The following is a 20,095-nucleotide window of genomic DNA, read 5'->3' on the forward strand; positions in this document are numbered from 1 at the left end:
CACATCACCCGAACCCGGCTCGACCCGACGAATCGAACGAGAGAGAAGAACGCCATGGCTCGCTACGGAACCCAGTTCGGCCCCGACATCACCTTCCTGGGTGTCGACCGGTGTGACTGGGCCGACCCCGCGACGTACGAGGGTGCCGACGTGGTCATCCTCGGTGCCCCCTTCGACGGAGGTACGTCGCACCGGTCGGGCACCCGGTTCGGCCCGCAGTTCATCCGGCAGACGTGCTACCTGGCTCACGACGGCTCACGGCCGTCGCTGGCGATGCGGGTCGACGCGCTGCAGGACATCCGCGTGCTGGACGCGGGTGACGTGGAGATGTTCTCCGGCGACGCCGAACGCTCGGTGCGCGACCTGCAGGAGGCCGTCCACGCCGTGACGAGCAACGGCGCCATCCCGCTGGTGCTGGGCGGCGACCACACGATCGCCTGGCCCGACGCCGCCGGCGTCGCCCAGCACATCGGCCAGGGACGCGTCTCGATGATCCACTTCGACGCACACGCCGACACCGGGGACATCGAGTTCGGCTCGCTGATCGGCCACGGCCAGCCGATGCGCCGGCTCATCGAGTCCGGGGCGCTGCGCGGCGACCGGTTCCTGCAGATGGGGCTGCGTGGCTACTGGCCCGAGCCCGAGACGCTGGACTGGATGGCCGAGCAGGGCATGCGCTCCTACGAGATGACCGAGATCGTGCACCGTGGCCTGGAGGAGTGCCTGACCGAGGCCTTCACCATCGCCACCGACGAGTGCGACGGCGTCTTCCTCTCGGTCGACATCGACGTCTGCGACCCCGGGCACGCCCCCGGCACCGGCACCCCCGAGCCGGGCGGACTGACCGCCCGCCAGCTGCTCGACTCGGTCCGCCGGATCGCCTACGAGCTGCCCGTGGTCGGCATCGACGTGGTCGAGGTCTCGCCGCCCTACGACCACGCCGACATCACCTCGTTCCTCGCCAACCGAGTCGTCCTCGAGGCGCTCTCGGGCATCGCCCGGCGCAAGCGCGACCAGGCCGACGGGACCCGCTGGGACCCGAGCCTCCCGCTGCTCGCCCAGCGCCCCGACCGGCGCCCCACCGACACCGACAACCAGGAGAACTGACATGACCACCCACGACGTGATCGTGGTCGGCGCCGGCGTGACCGGCCTGACCGCGGCCTGGCGACTGGCCCAGGCGGGCCAGGACGTGCTCGTCCTGGAGGCGCGCGACCGCGTCGGCGGCCGCCTGCGCACCGAGGCGCACGGCGCCCCCGGAGCCGAGGCCGACTTCGAGATCGGCGGCCAGTGGGTCTCGCCGGACCAGGACGCCCTGCTCGGGATCCTCGACGAGCTCGAGCTGCCGACCTACCCGCGCTTCCGCGAGGGGGAGTCCCTCTACGTCGACAGCACTGGTGTCGCACACCGCTTCGGTGACGAGCTCCCGGTCGGGGAGTCCACCTCGGCCGCGATCGCGCAGCTGACCAAGACGCTCGACGCGCTGGCCGGCGCGATGGACCCGGCCCGGCCGTGGGAGCTCGACGACGCCGACCACCTCGACAGCGTCTCCTTCCGTGCCTGGCTCGAGCAGCAGTGCGACGACCCGGTCGCCATCGACAACATCGCCCTCTACATCGGGCCGGCGATGCTGACGAAGCCCGCGCACTCGTTCTCCGCGCTCCAGGCGGTGCAGATGGCCGCCAGCGCGGGGTCCTTCAGCAACCTGGTCGACGCCGACGTGATCCTGGACCGCCGGGTCGTCGGTGGCCTGCAGCGGGTCCCGCTCGCCCTCGCGGAGCGGCTGGGAGACCGGGTCCGGCTCGGCCAGGACGTCACGCACATCGAGTGGGACGAGGACGGTGCCGTCGTCCACGTCGGCACCGAGATCCACGCCGCGCGCCGGCTGGTCCTCGCGGTCCCGCCGACCCTGGTCAAGCGGATCCGGTTCAGCCCGGAGCTCCCCGCCGAGCACCGGATCGCCCGCGAGCACCAGTCCTTCGGTCTGGTGATCAAGGTCCAGGCGCAGTACGCCACGCCCTTCTGGCGTGCCGACGGCCTCAGCGGCACCGGCTTCGCGCCGTGGCAGCTGGTCCATGAGGTCTACGACAACACCCCCGAGGGCGAGCCGAGGGGCACCCTGGTCGGCTTCGTCTCCGACGAGCGCGCCGACGCCGTCGGCCGGCTCTCCGAGGAGGAGCGGCGTCGCCGCGTGCTGGAGTCGCTGGCGTCCTACTTCGGGGACGCCGCGCTGCAGCCGCTCACCTACGTCGAGAGTGACTGGCAGCACCAGGAGCTGACCGGCGGTGCGTACGGGACGAGCTTCGACCTCGGCGGGCTGACGCGCTGGGGCGCCGTGCTGCGCGAGCCGCTCGGGCCGATCGAGTTCGGCAGCAGCGACGTCGCCGGTCACGGCTTCCAGCACGTCGACGGGGCCGTACGTGTCGGGGACGAGATCGCGGGACGCATCCTCACGGTTGCAACGTGATCGCAGCGGGGCCGGGCCTAGCGTCACACCGGGCGCGCTCATCGTGGGGATGAGCGCGCCAACCTCGAGAAAGGTCCACCCCCGTATGCGCCTCCTCCTCATGGGACCGCCCGGTGCCGGCAAGGGCACCCAGGCTGCCGTCATCGCCGAACGCTTCGCCGTACCGGCGATCTCGACCGGCGACATCTTCCGGGCCAACGTCGCCGAGCAGACCGCGTTGGGGGTGGCGGCACAGGCCTACATGGACGCGGGCGAGTACGTGCCGGACGAGATCACCAACGCCATGGTCGCCGACCGGCTCGCCGGCGGTGACTGCGCCGACGGTTTCCTCCTCGACGGCTACCCGCGCACGCCGCAGCAGGTGGCCGAGCTCGACGCGATCCTGGACCGCGTCGGCGTCGGACTCGACGCGGTGGTGCTGCTCGAGGCCGACACCGACGAGCTGGTCGGCCGCCTGCTCGCCCGGTCCCAGGAGCAGGGTCGCGCCGACGACACCGAGTCGGTGGTCCGCCGGCGGCTCGAGGTGTACGCCGCCGAGACCGGTCCGCTCGCCGACCACTACGCCGAGCGCGACCTGCTCGCACGGGTGGACGGCCTCGGCCAGGTCCACGAGGTCACCGAGCGGATCCTGACCGTGCTGACGTCGGCGGCCGCTCAGCGGACGGCGACCTCGGCGCCGTAGCGCTCGACGCAGAAGGCCGAGAGGCGCTCGGCCAGGGCGGCGATGGCCTCGGCGGCATGGTGCTGGGGGTCCCAGGCCGCGTACAGCCTGATCCGGACACGCCCGGCCGGCGCCTCGATGTGCAGCGGCACGAGCCCGAAGCGCGGGTCGTCGGAGACGACCGCGACCCCGCGGCCCGACGCAGCGAGCGCCTGCGCGACCTGGGCGTTGGACACCTCGAGGACGTCGCCGTAGCCCACGGCGGCGTCCTCGGTCGCTGCGTCCAGCAAGGGCCGGGGCCGCAGGTCCTCGGTGAGCAGCACGAGCGGTCGGGTCACCAGATCGCGTACGTCCACGGCGCCTCGCGCCGCCCACGGGTCGTCGGGCCGGACGTAGGCCCACACCGGCAGCACGGCGAGGGCGTGGGAGGCCAGGGACCGGCCCGGCGGCCGGGTGACGATCGCCAGGTCTGCGCCGGCCCGGACGGCGGCAGCCGCGCCGCGCGGGTCGATCTCACGGACCATCGCGACCGGGTCGTCGGGTCCCAGGGTCGCCAGGAACGGCGCGAGCACGTCGGTGAGCGTCGTGGACGGGACCGCGAGATGCAGCTCGTCGAGCCGCCCGGAGGCGAGCACGCCGACGGCTCGTTCGAGGTCGTCCGCGTGCGCGAGCAGGTCGCGGGCGCGGGGGAGGAGGTCCTCGGCCGTGCGGGTGAGCCGCAGCCGTCGCCCCTCCCGGGCGAACAGCGGCACGCCCAGGCCGGCCTCGAGCTGGCGCAGCTGTCGGGACAGGACCGGCTGGGTCACGTGCAGCACCTCGGCGGCGCGGGTCGCGGAGCCCGCGTCGGCAGTGGCGACGAAGTAGCGCAGCAGGCGCAGATCCATGCTCACGAGACATGATTCTAGTAGTCAAAAGGTCTTGGACGACATGTGTCGCGGAGGCTCATGCTGAACCCATGACCGAGCTCTCCACCCTCGAACAGTCCCGCCTCCTGCGTACGCCCCTGCCCGGCCCGCGCTCCCAGGAGCTCATGGCCCGCAAGGTCGCGGCCGTGAGCCAGGGCGTGGCCACCACCATGCCCGTCTTCGCCGCCCGCGCGGCAGGCGGGATCGTCGAGGACGTCGACGGCAATCGCTTCATCGACCTCGGCTCCGGCATCGCGGTGACCACCGTCGGCTCCAGCGCCGCCCGGGTCGTCGACGCGGTCTCGGAGCAGGTCGCCGCCTTCACCCACACCTGCTTCATGGTCACGCCCTACGAGGGCTACGTGGCCGTCGCCGAGCAGCTCGCCCGGCTCACCCCCGGCGACCACGACAAGCGCACCGCGCTGTTCAACTCCGGCTCCGAGGCCATCGAGAACGCGGTCAAGATCGCCCGCTCGTTCACCGGCAAGGACGCCGTCGTGGTCTTCGACCACGCCTACCACGGGCGCACCAACCTCACCATGGCCATGACCGCGAAGAACATGCCCTACAAGCACGGCTTCGGGCCGTTCGCCGGCGAGGTCTACCGGGCCCCGATGTCCTACCCGTTCCGCGACGCCGACGAGATCGACGGCAAGCTCGCCGCGGCCCGGGCGACCTCCCTGATCGAGACGCAGGTCGGGGCCGAGAACCTCGCGGCCGTCGTGATCGAGCCGGTCCAGGGCGAGGGCGGCTTCATCGTCCCGGCCCCCGGCTTCCTCGCCGCGCTGGCGGAGTGGTGCCGCGCCAACGACGTGATCTTCGTGGCCGACGAGGTGCAGTCCGGCTTCGGCCGCACCGGCACCTGGTTCGCCGTCGAGCACGACGGCGTCGTCCCCGACCTCGTGGTCAGTGCCAAGGGCATCGCCGGCGGCCTGCCGCTCTCCGCGGTGACCGGTCGCGCCGATGTCATGGACGCCGTCCACCCCGGCGGCCTGGGCGGCACCTACGGCGGCAACCCGCTGGCCTGCGCCGCCGCGCTCGCCGTGATCGAGACCATCGAGGCCGAGGACCTGCTCACCCGGGCCCGCCAGATCGAGACGCGCCTGCTGGGCAGACTCCGCGACCTGCAGAAGAACGACCCGCGCATCGGTGACGTACGTGGCCGGGGAGCGATGATCGCCGCCGAGTTCGTCGACCCGGCCACCGGCGACCCCGACGGCGCGGTCGCCAAGGCGGTCGCCGCCTACGCCCACAGCCAGGGCGTCATCACCCTGACCTGCGGCACCTGGGGCAACGTCATCCGCTTCCTGCCGCCGCTGAGCATCTCCGACGAGCTGCTCGACGACGCCCTGGACGTACTCACGACCGCACTGGAGGAGACCAAGTGACCACGAGCACCGAGCCTGTGAAGACCGGCTACCTCGACGCCCTCGAGCCCGGCAGCGGCGTGCTGGTCGGCGGCCGGTGGCGTCCGGGCGCGGCCGGCGTCTTCGCGGTCGAGAACCCCGCGACCCGCGAGCACGTCGCCGACGTCGCCGACGGCACCACCGAGGACGCGACGGCCGCCGTCGACGCGGCCGCCGCGGCGCTCCCCGCGTGGTCGGCGCTGCCGCCCCGCACCCGCAGCGACCTCCTCGGCCGCGTACGCGACCTGATGCTGCGCGACGCCGACGAGCTGGCCGCCCTGATCGCGCTCGAGAACGGCAAGTCCCTCACCGACGCCCGCGGCGAGGTCGGCTACGCCGCCGAGTTCTTCCGCTGGTACGCCGAGGAGGCCGTCCGCCCGCACGGCGACTTCGGTCCCTCGCCGGCCGGCGGCACCCGCACCATCGTCACCCACAAGCCGGTCGGCGTGGCCGCGCTCGTGACGCCGTGGAACTTCCCGGCCGCGATGGCCACCCGCAAGATCGCCCCCGCCCTCGCGGCAGGCTGCACGGTCGTGCTCAAGCCGGCTTCCGAGACGCCGCTGACGGCGCTCGCGGTCGCCCGGCTGATGGCCGAGGCGGGCGTGCCCGACGGCGTCGTCAACGTCGTCCCCGGCCAGGACGCCGCCGGCATCGTCAGCACCTGGCTCGCCGACCCGCGGGTCCGCAAGATCTCCTTCACCGGCTCGACCGGCGTCGGCCGCGTCCTGCTCCGCCAGGCCGCCGACCGCGTCGTGAACACCTCGATGGAGCTCGGCGGCAACGCGCCGTTCGTGGTGACGTCCTCCGCGGATGTCGAGGCCGCGGTCGAGGGCGCCATGGTCGCCAAGTTCCGCAACGGGGGACAGGCCTGCACCGCCGCCAACCGGCTCTACGTCCACGCCGACGTCGCTTCGGAGTTCACCAAGCGTCTCGGTGCCGCCGTCGAGGCGCTGAAGGTCGGTCCCGCCGATCAGGGCAGCGACATCGGCCCGCTCATCTCCGCGAAGGCGTACGCCACCGTCACCGGCCTGGTCGACGCCGCCGTGGCGGCAGGGGCCGTGATCGCCCACCGCGCCGAGGTGCCCGCCTCGGAGGGCTACTTCTACGCGCCGACGGTCCTCACCGGCGTACCTGCCGACTCCCCGCTGCTGCGCGAGGAGATCTTCGGACCGGTGGCCCCGATCGTGGTCTGGAACGACACCGAGGAGCTGCTGGCGGCCGTCAACGACACCGAGTTCGGCCTGGCGGCGTACGTCTACGGTGAGCTGGGCGAGGCGCTGCACGTGGCGGAGCGGATCGACGCCGGGATGGTCGGGGTCAACCGCGGCCTCGTCTCCGACCCGTCGGCGCCGTTCGGTGGCGTGAAGCAGAGCGGCATCGGGCGCGAGGGGGCTCGGGCCGGTTTGGAGGAGTATCTCGAGACGCAGTACCTCAGCGTCGCCTGGTGACGGTGCCGCTGGTGATTGGCATCACGTAGGCACCATCCATGATGATGTGACCCAGGCCACCCGCACACCCTGCGGGTGGTTCCTCGGGACAGCCTCACCCCGGCGGTCCCGGCAAACACTCCAGACGGACCACCAGTGCCGCCCGGCAGATTGAGGAGTCACCCTATGACCGCAGTGTTCGAGCCTGGGACATCGTTCGAGGCCTACGACCTGGCAGACCGCTACCGCGTCGGGGCCGGCCCCGTACTGCTGACCGGGATCCAGGCGATCGCGCGGATGCTCGTCGAGCAGCGAGCACTGGACCAGCGCCGCGGCCTGCGGACCGGCACCTTCATCTCCGGTTACCCGGGCAGCCCGCTCGGCGGTCTCGACCAGCTCCTGCTGGGGCTGCCGAAGGAGATGGCCGACGCCGACATCACCGTCGTTCCCGGCCTCAACGAGGAGCTCGCCGCCACCGCCGTGTGGGGCTCGCAGTCCGCGGTCACCCTCGACACCGAGCGCTACGACGGCGTCACCGGCGTCTGGTACGGCAAGGGTCCCGGCGTCGACCGGGCGCTGGACGCGATGCGCCACGCCAACATGTACGGGGCCCACCCCAGCGGCGGCATGCTGATGCTGGTCGGCGACGACCCGGCCGCGAAGTCCTCGACCGTGCCTGCGGTGAGCGAGCGGACCCTGGCGAGCCTCGGCATCCCGGTGCTGTTCCCGCGCAACGCTTCCGAGATCGTCGAGTACGGGATGGAGGGCATCGCCCTCTCCCGTGCCTCCGGCTGTGTCGTCGCGCTCAAGATCGTGGCCGACGTCGCCGACGGCGCCTGGGTGGTCAACCCGGAGATCGGCGTCCTCGACCCGGTCATGCCGAAGACGCAGTGGGACGGCGTCCCCTACACCTACGAGCCGACCAAGATCGAGCTCTTCCCCGACCGGATCGTCGGCGCCGAGGCCAAGCTCTACGGCCCCCGGATGAACGTCGTCAAGGCGTACGCCGCGGAGAACCACCTCAACCGGATCGAGGTCAAGGCACCCGACGCCAAGATCGGCATCGTCGCCTCCGGCTCCTGCTACGACTCGATGCGCCAGGGTCTGAAGGACCTCGGCCTCGGCCACGACGAGCTGATGGCCGCCGGCATCCGGGTGCTGCGGCTGGGCATGATGTGGCCGGTCGAGCCGACCATCGTGGAGACCTTCGCCGAGGGGCTCGACGAGATCGTCGTCGTCGAGGACAAGACCTCCTTCATCGAGCAGGGCATCCGCGAGATCCTCTACGGCGAGCCCACCGCCGCCGTCATCATCGGCAAGAAGGACCGCGCCGGTGTCCCGCTGGTGCCGCTCGACGGCGAGCTGACCGCCGGTCGCCTGCTCGCGCCGCTGCGCCGTGCGCTGAAGGGGTACGCCGACCTCAAGCCCGCCGGCCCGGCCCGGATCGACCTGCCGCTGCTGTCGACCTCGCGCACGCCGTACTTCTGCTCCGGCTGCCCGCACAACCGCTCCACCGCGCTCCCGGAGGGGAGCCTGGGCGGCGGCGGCATCGGCTGCCACACCCTGGTCACCGCCTCGCAGCGCGAGGACAGCGCGGTCGTCGGCATCACCCAGATGGGTGGCGAGGGCTCGCAGTGGATCGGACAGGCGCCCTACAGCCACGCCGGCCACACCTTCCAGAACGTCGGTGACGGCACGTTCTTCCACTCCGCGCAGCTCGCCATCCAGGCGTGCGTCGCGGCGGGGGTCAACATCACCTACAAGCTGCTCCACAACGACGTCGTCGCGATGACCGGTGCCCAGAAGCGCCAGGGCGAGGTCGAGATGGCCCAGCTGACCCACAAGCTGATGAACGAGGGCGTCAAGGCGATCATCGTGGTCGCCGACGAGCCGAAGCGCTACCGTCGTGCTCACTTCCCCGCAGGCGTACGCCTCTGGCACCGCGACCGCCTCGACGAGGCCCAGCGCGAGCTGCGCGAGATCTCCGGGGTGACCGTGCTGATCTACGACCAGCACTGTGCCGCCGACGCGCGCCGCCAGCGCAAGCGCGGCAAGCTCGAGCCCCGCAACACCCGGATCGTGATCAACGAGGCCGTCTGCGAGGGCTGCGGCGACTGCGGCGTGAAGTCCAACTGCCTCTCCGTCCAGCCGGTCGAGACCGAGCTGGGCCGCAAGACCCGCATCGACCAGACCTCCTGCAACACCGACTACACCTGCGTCGAGGGCGAGTGCCCCTCGTTCATGGCCGTCGAGACCGACCCGAAGGTCAAGACCGCGAAGAAGAAGACGCCGGAGCCGCCGACGGTCGCGGACCCGGGCTACGCCGAGCTCGACCGCACCTACGGCGTCTTCATGGCCGGCATCGGCGGCACCGGCATCGTCACCGTCAACCAGGTGCTGGCGACCGCGGCGCTCCGCGCCGGCTACGGCGTCGAGTCGCTCGACCAGGTCGGGATGAGCCAGAAGGCGGGTCCGGTGACCGGCCACCTGCGGTTCGGTCCGGGCGCGATCGATCCCTCCAACCGGGTCACTCCGGGCTCGGCCGACGCGCTGCTCGGCTTCGACCTGCTCACCCTCGCCGAGGGCAAGAACCTCGCCTATGGCGACCCGTCACGCACCCGCGCGGTCGTGTCGACGTCGAAGACGCCGACAGGCCCGATGGTCTACGACAAGGACATCGCCTACCCGGCCGACGACGAGCTGCTCACCCGGGTGAACGGCGCGACGTCCTCGCTGCGCGCCTTCGACGCGCTCTCGGCCGCCGACGCCCTCTTCGGCAACACCGCCGCGGCCAACTTCCTGCTGGTCGGCGCCGCCTACCAGGCCGGCGCCCTCCCGATCCCGGCCGAGGCCATCGAGGAGGCCATCGGCATCAACGGTGTCGCGGTCAGCGCCAACGTCGCCGCGTTCCGCTGGGGCCGTGCCTCGGTCGCCGCGCCGGAGGAGTTCGCCAAGGTCACCGGAACGGCCACCGCTCCGGTCGAGGAGATCGCCGTCCCCGCCCTCGACGAGGCCGAGTTCGACGGTGAGGTCCGCCGCCTCGCGGAGTTCCGCGCCCCGAAGCTGGTCGCCTTCCAGAACCAGCAGACCGCCCGCGACTACGTCGAGGTCGTCGACCGGATCTGGAACGCCGAGCGCACGGTGACCGAGGACACCCGCTTCTCCGAGGCGGTCGCCCGCTACCTGTTCAAGCTCACCGCCTACAAGGACGAGTACGAGGTCGCCCGGCTGCTCACCGCTCCGGCCGCCCTCGACGGCGTCCGTGCCGAGGTCCAGGGCACGATCAGCTTCAAGCTCTCCCCGCCGGTGTTCGGGGCGTTCCTGAAGGGTCGCAAGATGACCTTCGGCCCGCGCTCCCACTTCATGCTCCGCCTCCTGGCGACCATGAAGTTCCTCCGTGGCACGGCCCTCGACCCGTTCGGTCGTGCCCACGTACGCCGCACCGAGCGCGCCCTCCTCGCGCACTACACCGAGCTCGTCACCGGCCTGGCCGCGGACCTCACCGAGGAGTCGTACGCCCGGGCCGTCCGCCTCGCGGAGCTCCCGGACATGGTGCGGGGCTACGAGAACGTGAAGATGCGCAACGTCGAGGCCTACCGCGAGGCGCTCGCCGCCGAGGGGATCGACCTGACGGTCTAGAGCACGCCGAACGTCTCTGCCAGCCTCGACCGCGCTCCGGCGCTGTCGAGGCTGGCGTCTGTCCGGGGGATGTTGCCGGCCGAGACGCAGCCCTGCCGAAGGAGACGCGCGGACCCCTGACCGGCACGAAAATGTTGACGTTCACATCGGCAGGTCACTAGCGTCCAGTGCCGATGTGATGTCGTTCACACCGCATGGCCGGTCACTGCCGAAGGAGCTCCTATGCGCACCTCGATCACCCGCCGTTCCGTTCTCGTCTCCGGTGCCGCAGCCGGGGCCTCGGCACTGCTGGGCACGCCCGCGGCCAGGGCCGCCGTGAACGCCTCGAGCGCCGGGGGCGGGGCATGGGTGACGCCGGTCGCCGAGGTGCTCGACGGCGGAGAGCAGGTGACGTCGCTGCGGATCTCGTCGGCAGCCTTGGCCCGTGCCGAGCGGTCGTCGCTCACGGCGAACACGTTCGCGGTGCACGTCGCGGCCACCAACCCGCTGACCGGCGAGATCGCCTACGAGCAGGACCGGGTGGTCAGAGCTGCAGGATGGTCCCGCCGCGACGAGGTCACCCTGGAGCTCGAGCACGGCTGGGGCGTCGCCGGCGGGGGCACGCTGAGCTATATGGGGGCGTACTTGCGGAACGTCCTCCTGGACCTCGACTACACGGTCACCCAGGTCGAGCCTCTGCAGGGCGTCCGGGGAAGTGGTCGGATCGTGATCGACTCCTTCCGGCAGGGCCGGCTGTCCGACCCAGAAGTCGACGCGTTCGGCCATCACGCGACCGCGTCGGGCCTGAACTACCGGTTGTTCTCGCCTGCCGGGGCCGGCGGCCCCGAAGGTGCGGCGCTCGTCGTCTGGCTGCACGGTGGCGGTGAGGGCGGCCTGCTCACCGACGGCTACGACTACTACGACAACGAGACACAGCTGCGTGCCAACCGGGGTGCGCTCGGGTTCGCCACACCGGAGGCGCAGTCTCACTTCGGCGGAGCGTACGTGCTCGCGCCGCAGTCGACGTCCGCCTGGATGCTGGACGGTGACCGATTCGCACCGCTCGTCATGGAAGCGATCGAGGAGGTCGTCGCCACCCGCCGGATCGACCGGCGACGGATCCACGTGGTCGGCTGCTCCAACGGTGGCTACATGTCGCTGAAGATGGTCGCCGAGCATCCGGAGGTGTTCGCGACCTCGACGCCGATCTGCTGTGGCATCGGCGCGCGCGACGGGTCGAGCACCTACTTCATCTCCGACGCCGAGCTCGAGGCGATGACAACCCCGACCTGGTTGGTCGCCTCAGCCGACGACACCACGCTGGACCCGCAGGCGAACACCGTCTACGCCCACGAGCGGATCGACGGCTCGATCATGAGCCTCTACGACGGGGTGACCTGGGACGGCAACACCTTCCCCGGCCACTGGTCGTGGATCTACGTCGCGCGCAACGACCCGAGCCACGACGGCCGGAGCATCTGGGAGTGGATGGCGACGACGAAGCGGTGACCGGCGGTGTCCCGGGCGAGCTCGCCGCCGAGGGGATCGACCTGACGTCTAGAGCACGCCGAACGTGTCTGCCAGCCTCGACTGCGCTCCTGCGCTGTCGAGGCTGGCCTCCACGCGGCGGATGTTGCCGGCCGATGGGTAGGCGAACAAGGCCATCAGTGCCAGCGAGATGACCCCGCCGATGACGTACGTCATCACCTGGCCCTCGGTGAGGACGAACGCGAGGGCGAGAGAGACGAGCGCGACCAGCTCGCTGAGCACGAGCCGGAGGATCACCGACATCTGGTGCCTCTGCAGCGCCTCGCCCTTCGCCTTCTCCGGGTCCGTGCCCGGGGTGATCGGGGCGACCCGGAACCCGATCGTCGACAGGATCAGGCCGACGACGACCCCGGCCACGACCTGACCGCCGATGACGTACGTCGAGGGCAGTGCCAGGTCGGCGTCGGGGACGCTGAGGTAGACGACCAACCCCAGCACCACGATCATGCTCATGAAGGCGAGTGCCAGCATCTGAACCGAGCGCAGGACGGGTGTGGGCATCTGAGACTCCTCATCGACAGGTGACGACACGCAACCTAGCGGACGCGGGATCGTCAGGTCGTGACGTCATGAGGCTCGGCCGGCCGGGTCACTCGCGAGCGGGTGATCAGGAAGCCGAAGGCGGTCGCGAGGACGTACATCACGATGCTGTAGACCGCGGCCGGGATGGCCACGGTCGTGTTGTCGAGCACGCTGAGCGCGATCGTGAGGGCGATGGTGGTGTTGTGGATCCCCACCTCCATCGAGGTGGCGATCGCCTGCTCCTGGCTGAGCCGGAGCACCCGCGCGCCGAGGTAGCCCAGGGAGAGGCTCGCGCAGCAGAACAATGTCACGACCACGCCGATCTCGCGGAGGTAGTCGGCGATGTTCTCCCGTTCACCGAGGATCGCGCCGACCGAGACCATGACCAGCACCACGATCGAGAAGATCCGGACCGGACGGTCCGCTCGGGCGGCGAAGGTGGCGGACCGCTGCCGCACCAGCATCCCGATCCCGACCGGGACCAGCACGATCGCGATGACCTGGACGACCTTGCCGAACTGCAGCCCCAGCGTGTCTCCGGCGCCGAAGTAGCCGATCGCCGCGTTCGTGATCAGCGGGATCGAGACGGCCGCGAGCACCGAGTTGACGGCCGTGAGGGTCACGTTGAGGGCGACGTCGCCGCGGAACAGATGGCTGAACAGGTTCGCCGTCGTCCCACCAGGTGAGGCCGCCAGCAGCATGACCCCGACGGCGATCAGCGGGTCCACGTCCGCGACCACCACGAGTCCGAACGCGATCAGCGGCAGGACCAGGATCTGAAGGGTGAGCGCGACCACGACGGCTCGCGGCGTGCGTACGACGCGGCGGAAGTCGCCGGGCGTCAGGCTCAGGCCCAGGCCGAACATGATGATGGCCAGGGCGATGGGGAGGCCGACCGAGAGCAGGGCCGAGTCATTCACTGTGTTCCTCCGATGTGCGGGACGGCCGCCGCGATCGGCCAAGGAGACGTGCGTCACAGTGGACCATGCCGAGGGCCCGGACTACAGCCATATCCGGACAATCGTCTCGACCCATGAAGTCTTTGGTTACGGCATGGGCACGGGCGACTCGGATGGTGCGGCCGTCTCGGGCCCGTCTTGCGAGGAGATCGCCGTCGAGGTCAGCGCGGGTCGTTCATCTGGCACCGGGGCTGGCTCGCGAAGCTTCGGTGCTGCCGGCGACCATGCTTTGAGGTGCTGGACAACGTCGCCGTAGAAGGTGTCCAAGAGGTCGATCACCGAGTCAATGAAAGCTCCGCGGCCACGCCCGCGCTTGGTGCCCATCGGTGCTGACAATGCAACGCGGAAGGTTCTGATCTCCTTCTTCGGATCTGTGATGAGGCAGGTCGGTTCTTCCCGGACCTTTCCTAGGAGCTCCGCCGCCCCCGTGCCTCGGGAGTTGGCGACGAACGACTCGACTCGCGTTGAGTCTGGAGCATGCTTGAGTTGCCGGGCAATCCAGTTGATCCGCGTCGTCGGGCGACCTTCGCGAGGTGCGTCGAGGTCGATGAAGCAAGTGACTCGCCCTGCTCTAAGATCGGCAAGAATGTTGATCGGGCCAACTGCGTTCGGAATACGGATTGATCCAGCGAGCTCGGCTCCGTTGACCATTCGCGTGAGGACCGCTTGTGCGCGGAGTGACGGGATCTGCCTGCTCCTTTCTGGTCAGGATCGGGAGCACATCGGTGCCGAGCTTCTGGCCGAGCCGAAGGCTGACGTACTGAAGCAGCGCGTCGAACCGAGCCGCGACCTCCGGTGCGCTCTTGTCAGATGCACGAAGGGTGCCGGCAATTACTGCGTCCCGAACTGCGACCCAGTTCGCCCCCATGTCCTCGAGCTCCATGGCTCCGGAGCGAGGGTGCTCGAGGTACCGGATCAGCTCGCCCAGTATCCACGCCTGCTCGGGATCGGAAACTCCTCGGTGTTCCTTCTGCATCACGGCTGTCGAGAGGACGTAGGACCATGACCAATGGTGAAGCGCGACTTTCTTCAGCTTGCGCTTGTCCACCTTGGTGGGATGTTGGCCAGCAATGCCCGGGATCTCGTTGCTGATCGTAATCAGTGCATCGAAACCCTCGTCCCGCGCGATATCGAGGTAGCTCTCCAATTGCTCTGGTTGGAGTTCGTTCTTGCCTGTCTTCACTTCAACCAGTGCCGTCCAAGACTTCGTTCCACGGGTTGCGCGAATGAGGCCATCTGGATAGCAGCGTTTGTCGCCAATCATGAATGGGACCTCGATGTAAGTTTCGATCTGTCCGGCTGGTGCGCCGAGATGGCCAACTAAGGCCTTTCCGAACTCCTTCACGACGCTCATCACTGCCAGGACCGCGGAGGTGGCTCGTCTTTCTTGTTCTTCCGTGCCGCTGATTCCAGAGGTCGGGATCAAGCGTGCTTCATGCCAGGTTTCCTCGGACATAGGTCATGACGCTACGCCGACCCGAAGGTCAATGTGAGTCAAATGAATGAAGAGCTCTGCAAGTTCATTGGAATGGGCCAGATGTTCCGAGAATTGCAGACAAGGAAGCACGCCAACGCATAGCGGCTGATCCTCTGTGCTGCTTCGCAGATGCGTTCGGTGTACCGGTCAATGATGAGTCGCCGGGCTTGCGCCCTGTGGCGTTGCACCAGGATCACGCCACCGCTGGACGACATATCCCCGCCGCGAAACGGTCAGCCCGGCTCGCGGCGAGAACATGTCGGCCTTTGAACCCAGTCGGCTGGTCGTGAGCATCGCCGGGCTCAGGCGAGCTTGTCGGCGACCTTGTTGAGGTTCGCGCGCAGCTTGGCGCGGTAGATGTCCTGCTGTTCGGGCAGCCTGGCGTCGCAGAACGCGGCCAGGTCGGGCCCGGTGACCTCGACGACGCTGCGGCCGGCGGCGGCCTCGGTGTCGAACAGATCCAGGATGTCGCGCAGGATGGCGACGATGTCCATGCCGTCGCTGGTGGTGAAGCGCCACATGTAGTTCTTCATCTCCGTGTAGACGGTGCGGTAGTCGGCGGGGAGTGCGGCGGCGCGGGCTTCCATGCGCTTCCAGTCCTTCTTGTCGCCGATGAGGCGGGTGAGGATGTTGTTCATGGTGGTGCTCCTTCTTCGATGCTTGTTCTGGGCCCTCGGTTTGGGGCTGTGGAAGAAGCGTGCAGGGCTGACGTAGCGTCAGGGTCAAGCACCGATCCGAAGAAAGTTCTCGGCGGCTTGGAATCTCAGGCCGCGAGGGTGTGGTCCAGGAGCACGTCGCGCAGCGTGAACTCTGCCCGGGACAGGGGTGGTGGGTCCGGTGCCCAGGTGTCGGGTGGTGGGCTGGTGTAGACGTGGCCCGTCGGTGTGATCGTGGTGATGCTGCCGTCGGGTCCGGGTCTGGCCTGCCAGCCGATCGCTTCCTTGGCCTGATTGCAGCGTTCGCAGAGACCTTGGAGGTTCTGGGCACTGGTTTCGCCACCGTCGGCGTGGCGTTGGATGTGGTCGATGTTGCGGATGGGGGCGTCACACCCGACGGTCCGACAGATCCCGCCGTCGCGGGTGGTGATGAACTCGGCCAGGCCGTCGGGGGCCTTGCGGGAGCGGGCTTCCATCGCGACCAGGTGCCCGGCGGGGTCGGCGAACAGACGGCGCACGAACACCTCGGCCTCAGCCAGCGCCTCCCGAGCCCAGCCGGCGGGAACGGGGCCGTAGCCCTCGACCAACGCAGGCTGGTCGCTGGTGTTGGCGAGCGAGTCGGCGGTCATCACGATCTTGACCTCGATCCGCGGCTTCCCACCGGCCGCGCGGCCGGTGACCCGGTCGACCAGGGTGTCGGCCATGACCTGACCCCGGGTCCGTTCGTCCCCGGCGGCACGGGCGGCATTGGCGGCCTGATCCAATGCGGCGAACACGGCGACGCCGTCCTTGACCGGAAGCAGGGCGCCGAGCCAGGTCATCGTGTCGGGTGCCGGCCGGACGCTGACTCGCCGGTCTTTCTCGGCGTTCGCGGCGCGCGCAACGACGGAGGCCTGGTCGAGGCTGATCGCAAGCTTCTTCGCGGCGTTCTCGAGCTGCCGTAGCCCCATCGAGACCGCCCGGGCGGGTTCACCGTTCGTCCCGGTGGCGCAGAGTTCGTGGTCGATGACCCGACGGTTTTCCAGGGACAAGCAGGCGGTCTCGCGGGCGAGGATGGTGGCCTGCCACTGCGAGAACACCCCGGCCTTCATCAGAGCGAAGGTGTGGGGCATCTCGGTGAGGAGGATTTTCGCCAGCCCGAGCAGCTTCGCACCCTTGGCTGGTGAGACCCGCCGCGCGAGCGCGACCTGCGAGGCCACCCCTTCGCCGAGCTTCCGGGCAGGAACCCCGGCCTTGGTCTGTCGTGCCCGAACAGCTTCCTCGAGACGTACCGAGACCTCTGCCTGGACCGCCTCGGCGCGGCACTTGACCGCTTCGAGGCGGGAGATCCAGTCGACCAGCTCACCCTCGGGCGCACCGGGTGGTGGCCCGTCGAGGAGGCGGTCGATGGTCTCGTACATAGTGCTTATTATATGCTATCGAGCACCATAGTGCCACCTATTTTTGCTGGTCAGTAGCCAGTTAAGCAGTCTGCGAACAAGTCACGTGAGTGCTGCGCCACACTCTCGCCGCCGCCCCGATATAGGCGAAATCTTTCTCGATCGGGTGCCGGGTCAAGGATGGCCGCAGGCCACCGGCGAAGCCGGCGGGCGAAGCCCGTCCTTGACGCGGCGCGCGATCGAGAAACACTCAAAGCAAGGGTCGGCGGCGAACCCTGAATCGAAGAAGCAGTCGCTAAGCGAGGTTTCCTCACGGGTGGTCTCGACAAGCTCGACCACCGGTGGGCCGGGTCTCGACAAGCTCGACCACCGGTGGGCCGGGTCTCGACAAGCTCGACCACCGGTGGGCCGGGTCTCGACAAGCTCGACCACCGGTGGGCCGGGTCTCGACAAGCTCGACCACCGGTGGGCCGGGTCTCGACAAGCTCGACCACCGGTGTGCCGGGTCTCGACACGCCTCCGCCCAGCGGCTCCGGCGTCGACCAGCGCGGCGAGCGGCCCCCGAGGCAGACGCAACAGCCCACCGAAGCGCCTTGAACCGGCCTGTCCGGACCAACCCCCGAGACAACCACCAACCCCGTTGATTCGACCATTTATAGTAAATCGAGTTACATGACTATCTCACGATCTTCGACCCTACACAGGAGGTTCGCATGGAGCGGCTGATCATCTTCGCGCTCGTCGGTCTCGCGGCCCAGGCGGTCGACGGGTCGCTGGGAATGGCTTACGGCGTCACCTCGAGCACGCTGCTGGTCGCGACCGGGGTCGCGCCGGCGGTCGCGTCGGCATCGGTGCATCTGGCCGAGGTGGGCACGACGCTCGCCTCGGGCGTCTCGCACTGGCGGCTCGGCAACGTCGACTGGAAGGTCGTGGCGAAGATCGCGGTCCCCGGCGGGATCGGCGCCTTCACCGGCGCGACCGTCCTCTCCAGCATCTCGACGGAGAGCGCGACGCCCTGGGTGGCCGGGATCCTGCTCCTCCTGGGCGTCTACATCATCGCCCGTTTCGTCTTCGGCAAGCCGCCGGTCTTCATCCCGGGCCGGCGCCCGGGCCTCGGCCTGCTCGCCCCGCTGGGTCTCTTCGGCGGCTTCATCGACGCCACCGGTGGCGGCGGCTGGGGCCCCGTGACCACGCCGACCCTGATCTCCAGCGGGACCCTGCACCCGCGCAAGGTGATCGGCTCGGTCTCCACCGCCGAGTTCGTCACCACCCTCTCGGCGAGCGTCGGCTTCCTGGTCGGGCTGGCAGGGGAGGCGCTCGACTGGCGGATCATCGGCGGCCTCCTCGTCGGTGGCGTGATCGCGGCCCCGTTCGCCGCCTACCTCGTCAAGCACCTCTCGCTGCCCATCCTCGGCGGCCTGGTCGGCAGCATCATCCTGATCACCAACGGACGTACGTTGCTGCGCAACTTCGACGCCGAGTCCGTCGCCGCCTACGGCGTCCTCTTCGCCCTCGCCGCCGTCATCGTCACCATCGCCGTGCGCAAGACCGGCGGCAGGCTCACCGACGCCCAGGAACCGGAGCCGACGACGGCGCCGACGTCCGAGCCCACGTCCGAGTCCGCCAACGCCTGACAGGGCCGCCGCCCGCCGCGCCACCGCGCGCCCGCCGCGCTACCGCGCGTCGGCGGCGCTACCGCGCGTCGGCGGCGCCGCGCAGCTGCCAGGTCAGCGCACCAGCAGGCGCCTCCAGCCGCCACGGTGGAGGCTGGGTCGGGTAGACCCGCGCCGTGGCCACCCGGCCGGCACTCGTGAACGCCTCGATGACCGAGCCGTCCAGGAACAACCGGAGCGCGGGCGGCGCCCCGGCAGAGGTGTCGTACGCATCGTCGACCACGATCCGCCAGGGCTCGGCACGATCGTCGCGACTGGCGTGGCGCCCGTCGAGGACGAGCGTCCCGGCGCCGGTGTCGACCGTGATCTCGACCGACTCTGCCTCGCCGAACTCGAGAAGCACCGTGCCGTTCACGTGCGGGACCGAGATCTCGGCCTGAGCGCCGATCTCCACACCGCCACCGTCGACCGCCACGGCAGAGCCGGCGCGTAGGCCGTCGACCGTCGGCACCGGCGCGAACCGGAGCCCGCCGTCGGGGCCGAGCGCGACGGTGCGGGCCAGCGAGATCGTCCCGGCCCAGCCGTCCTCGTCCCACCAGTCCGGCGAGCGCCGCTCGGTGATCCAGCCGAACATCAGCGGACCGTAGGGGCTGGTCCGCATCGCCGAGGCGGCGTAGAAGCTCGGGCCGTCGTCGACCCGGACGGCGCGCTCGGGCTGGTCGGCGAAGAAGGCGAGCACGTTCCCCGGGCCGTCGGCATGCGACCAGGACGACACGACGGCGAGGGCGCGCCCGCCGAGATGGTAGACCTGCGGGCACTCCCAGCCCTCGCCGGTGTCGTTGCCGTCGACGTCCTGCCGGGGCAGGGACGCCAGGTCACCGACATAGGTCCAGCCGGCCTCGGTCCGGCGGTAGTGCCGGATCGACGCCGTCCGGTCCGGGCCAGCCGCCCCGACCACGAGGTGGAGGCCGTCGTCGTCCTGCCAGGCGAAGGGATCGCGGAACATCGTGATGCCCTCCTCCGGTTCGGGGTCGAGCCCGATCAGCTGCGGGGCGTCGAAGGTCGCGCCGCCGTCGCGGGAGAGGGAGGTGATCACGGGCTGGAACTCCAGGTCGTTGCGGCGGCCGGAGTAGAAGGCGCGTACGTTCCCGTCCTCGAGGATCGTGTTGCCGGACCAGCAGCCGTCGGTGTCGGGGCCACCCGGCTCGGGTGCCATCGCCGGCCGGTGCAGCCGCCACCTGACGAGGTCTGTGCTGCTGGCGTGGCCCCACTCGACCGGCACCTCGGTGTCCGTGCTGGGGCGGTACTGGAAGTAGAGGTGGGTGGTGTCGCCGACCTGGATCGGTCCGTTCGGGTCGTTGAGGTAGCCGCGCGGCGGGCGGATGTGGAATCGCGGAAGCAGGTGGTCCGTGGGCAAGGCGCACTCATTTCTGGGGTCGGTGAAGCGAGACGAGGAG

15 protein-coding genes are annotated in these 20,095 nt (G+C 69.9%); 8 read left to right on the forward strand and 7 right to left on the reverse strand.

Annotation, left to right across the window (positions count from 1 at the left end):
• Positions 1-54: 54 nt before the first annotated feature.
• The 3 genes from speB to OG984_RS01300 all read left to right on the forward strand — a co-directional run bounded on the left by speB (position 55) and on the right by OG984_RS01300 (position 3,149).
• Positions 55-1,107, forward strand: a complete 1,053-nt coding sequence (speB, locus tag OG984_RS01290) for an agmatinase (protein ID WP_328529874.1) — start codon at positions 55-57, stop codon at positions 1,105-1,107.
• Between the two features lies 1 nt (position 1,108).
• Positions 1,109-2,467, forward strand: coding sequence for a flavin monoamine oxidase family protein (locus tag OG984_RS01295; RefSeq protein ID WP_328529875.1), 1,359 nt, complete (start codon positions 1,109-1,111; stop codon positions 2,465-2,467).
• Between the two features lie 85 nt (positions 2,468-2,552).
• Positions 2,553-3,149: an adenylate kinase gene (locus OG984_RS01300; RefSeq protein ID WP_328529876.1), complete on the forward strand. Its 597-nt coding sequence runs from the start codon at positions 2,553-2,555 to the stop codon at positions 3,147-3,149.
• Here the strand turns inward: OG984_RS01300 and OG984_RS01305 are convergent.
• Positions 3,122-4,012 carry a LysR family transcriptional regulator gene (locus tag OG984_RS01305; protein WP_328532305.1) on the reverse strand — a complete coding sequence of 297 codons (891 nt, stop codon included), beginning with the start codon at positions 4,010-4,012 and terminating at the stop codon, positions 3,122-3,124. The two genes, OG984_RS01300 and OG984_RS01305, sit on opposite strands and share 28 nt — an antisense overlap.
• Positions 4,013-4,083: 71 nt before the next feature.
• Here OG984_RS01305 and gabT point away from each other — a divergent pair, with 71 nt between their 5' ends.
• From gabT to OG984_RS01325, 4 genes are all read left to right on the forward strand, one after another.
• Positions 4,084-5,421 (forward strand): 4-aminobutyrate--2-oxoglutarate transaminase, encoded by a 1,338-nt coding sequence (gene gabT / locus OG984_RS01310; RefSeq protein ID WP_328529877.1) that lies wholly within the window; start codon positions 4,084-4,086, stop codon positions 5,419-5,421.
• Positions 5,418-6,887 carry an NAD-dependent succinate-semialdehyde dehydrogenase gene (locus OG984_RS01315; protein WP_328529878.1) on the forward strand — a complete coding sequence of 490 codons (1,470 nt, stop codon included), beginning with the start codon at positions 5,418-5,420 and terminating at the stop codon, positions 6,885-6,887. Before gabT ends, OG984_RS01315 begins: the two co-directional genes overlap by 4 nt.
• Before the next feature lie 165 nt (positions 6,888-7,052).
• The gene (locus OG984_RS01320; protein WP_328529879.1) at positions 7,053-10,505 is read left to right on the forward strand and encodes an indolepyruvate ferredoxin oxidoreductase family protein; all 3,453 of its coding nucleotides are present in this window, start codon (positions 7,053-7,055) and stop codon (positions 10,503-10,505) included.
• 222 nt (positions 10,506-10,727) lie between these two features.
• Complete coding sequence (locus tag OG984_RS01325) at positions 10,728-11,993, forward strand: prolyl oligopeptidase family serine peptidase (RefSeq protein ID WP_328529880.1); 1,266 nt, start codon at positions 10,728-10,730, stop codon at positions 11,991-11,993.
• Positions 11,994-12,041: 48 nt separating this feature from the next.
• Here the strand turns inward: OG984_RS01325 and OG984_RS01330 are convergent, their stop codons facing one another.
• The 5 genes from OG984_RS01330 to OG984_RS01350 form a co-directional block, all read right to left on the reverse strand.
• A complete protein-coding gene (locus OG984_RS01330; protein WP_328529881.1) occupies positions 12,042-12,533 on the reverse strand; it encodes a hypothetical protein in 492 nt (163 codons plus the stop codon).
• A 53-nt stretch (positions 12,534-12,586) separates the two neighbouring features.
• Entirely contained in the window at positions 12,587-13,474 is an 888-nt protein-coding gene (locus OG984_RS01335) for a bile acid:sodium symporter family protein (RefSeq protein WP_328529882.1), read from the reverse strand.
• A 610-nt stretch (positions 13,475-14,084) separates the two neighbouring features.
• Positions 14,085-14,969, reverse strand: a complete 885-nt coding sequence (locus tag OG984_RS01340) for a hypothetical protein (RefSeq protein ID WP_328529883.1) — start codon at positions 14,967-14,969, stop codon at positions 14,085-14,087.
• Between the two features lie 323 nt (positions 14,970-15,292).
• Positions 15,293-15,628, reverse strand: a complete 336-nt coding sequence (locus tag OG984_RS01345; protein ID WP_328529884.1) for a DUF1048 domain-containing protein — start codon at positions 15,626-15,628, stop codon at positions 15,293-15,295.
• Positions 15,629-15,753: 125 nt separating this feature from the next.
• Complete coding sequence (locus OG984_RS01350; RefSeq protein ID WP_328529885.1) at positions 15,754-17,046, reverse strand: HNH endonuclease; 1,293 nt, start codon at positions 17,044-17,046, stop codon at positions 15,754-15,756.
• Between the two features lie 692 nt (positions 17,047-17,738).
• Here OG984_RS01350 and OG984_RS01355 point away from each other — a divergent pair.
• Positions 17,739-18,659, forward strand: a complete 921-nt coding sequence (locus OG984_RS01355) for a sulfite exporter TauE/SafE family protein (RefSeq protein WP_328529886.1) — start codon at positions 17,739-17,741, stop codon at positions 18,657-18,659.
• Positions 18,660-18,717: 58 nt separating this feature from the next.
• On the opposite strand, the gene OG984_RS01360 is transcribed toward OG984_RS01355, so the two are convergent.
• On the reverse strand, positions 18,718-20,055 hold the full coding sequence (locus OG984_RS01360) for a glycoside hydrolase family 32 protein (protein ID WP_328529887.1): 1,338 nt from the start codon (positions 20,053-20,055) through the stop codon (positions 18,718-18,720).
• Positions 20,056-20,095 lie beyond the last annotated feature (40 nt).

The organism is Nocardioides sp. NBC_00368 (assembly GCF_036090055.1).
Classification (GTDB): domain Bacteria; phylum Actinomycetota; class Actinomycetes; order Propionibacteriales; family Nocardioidaceae; genus Nocardioides.

Bases quoted from the DNA above. Each gene is read 5' to 3' on its own strand.
- speB (WP_328529874.1), top strand. From the start codon at position 55: ATGGCTCGCTACGGAACCCAGTTCGGCCCCGACATCACCTTCCTGGGT.
- OG984_RS01295 (WP_328529875.1), top strand. From the start codon at position 1,109: ATGACCACCCACGACGTGATCGTGGTCGGCGCCGGCGTGACCGGCCTG.
- OG984_RS01300 (WP_328529876.1), top strand. From the start codon at position 2,553: ATGCGCCTCCTCCTCATGGGACCGCCCGGTGCCGGCAAGGGCACCCAG.
- OG984_RS01305 (WP_328532305.1), bottom strand. From the start codon at position 4,012: ATGGATCTGCGCCTGCTGCGCTACTTCGTCGCCACTGCCGACGCGGGC.
- gabT (WP_328529877.1), top strand. From the start codon at position 4,084: ATGACCGAGCTCTCCACCCTCGAACAGTCCCGCCTCCTGCGTACGCCC.
- OG984_RS01320 (WP_328529879.1), top strand. From the start codon at position 7,053: ATGACCGCAGTGTTCGAGCCTGGGACATCGTTCGAGGCCTACGACCTG.
- OG984_RS01325 (WP_328529880.1), top strand. From the start codon at position 10,728: ATGCGCACCTCGATCACCCGCCGTTCCGTTCTCGTCTCCGGTGCCGCA.
- OG984_RS01330 (WP_328529881.1), bottom strand. From the start codon at position 12,533: ATGCCCACACCCGTCCTGCGCTCGGTTCAGATGCTGGCACTCGCCTTC.
- OG984_RS01340 (WP_328529883.1), bottom strand. From the start codon at position 14,969: ATGTCCGAGGAAACCTGGCATGAAGCACGCTTGATCCCGACCTCTGGA.
- OG984_RS01345 (WP_328529884.1), bottom strand. From the start codon at position 15,628: ATGAACAACATCCTCACCCGCCTCATCGGCGACAAGAAGGACTGGAAG.
- OG984_RS01350 (WP_328529885.1), bottom strand. From the start codon at position 17,046: ATGTACGAGACCATCGACCGCCTCCTCGACGGGCCACCACCCGGTGCG.
- OG984_RS01355 (WP_328529886.1), top strand. From the start codon at position 17,739: ATGGAGCGGCTGATCATCTTCGCGCTCGTCGGTCTCGCGGCCCAGGCG.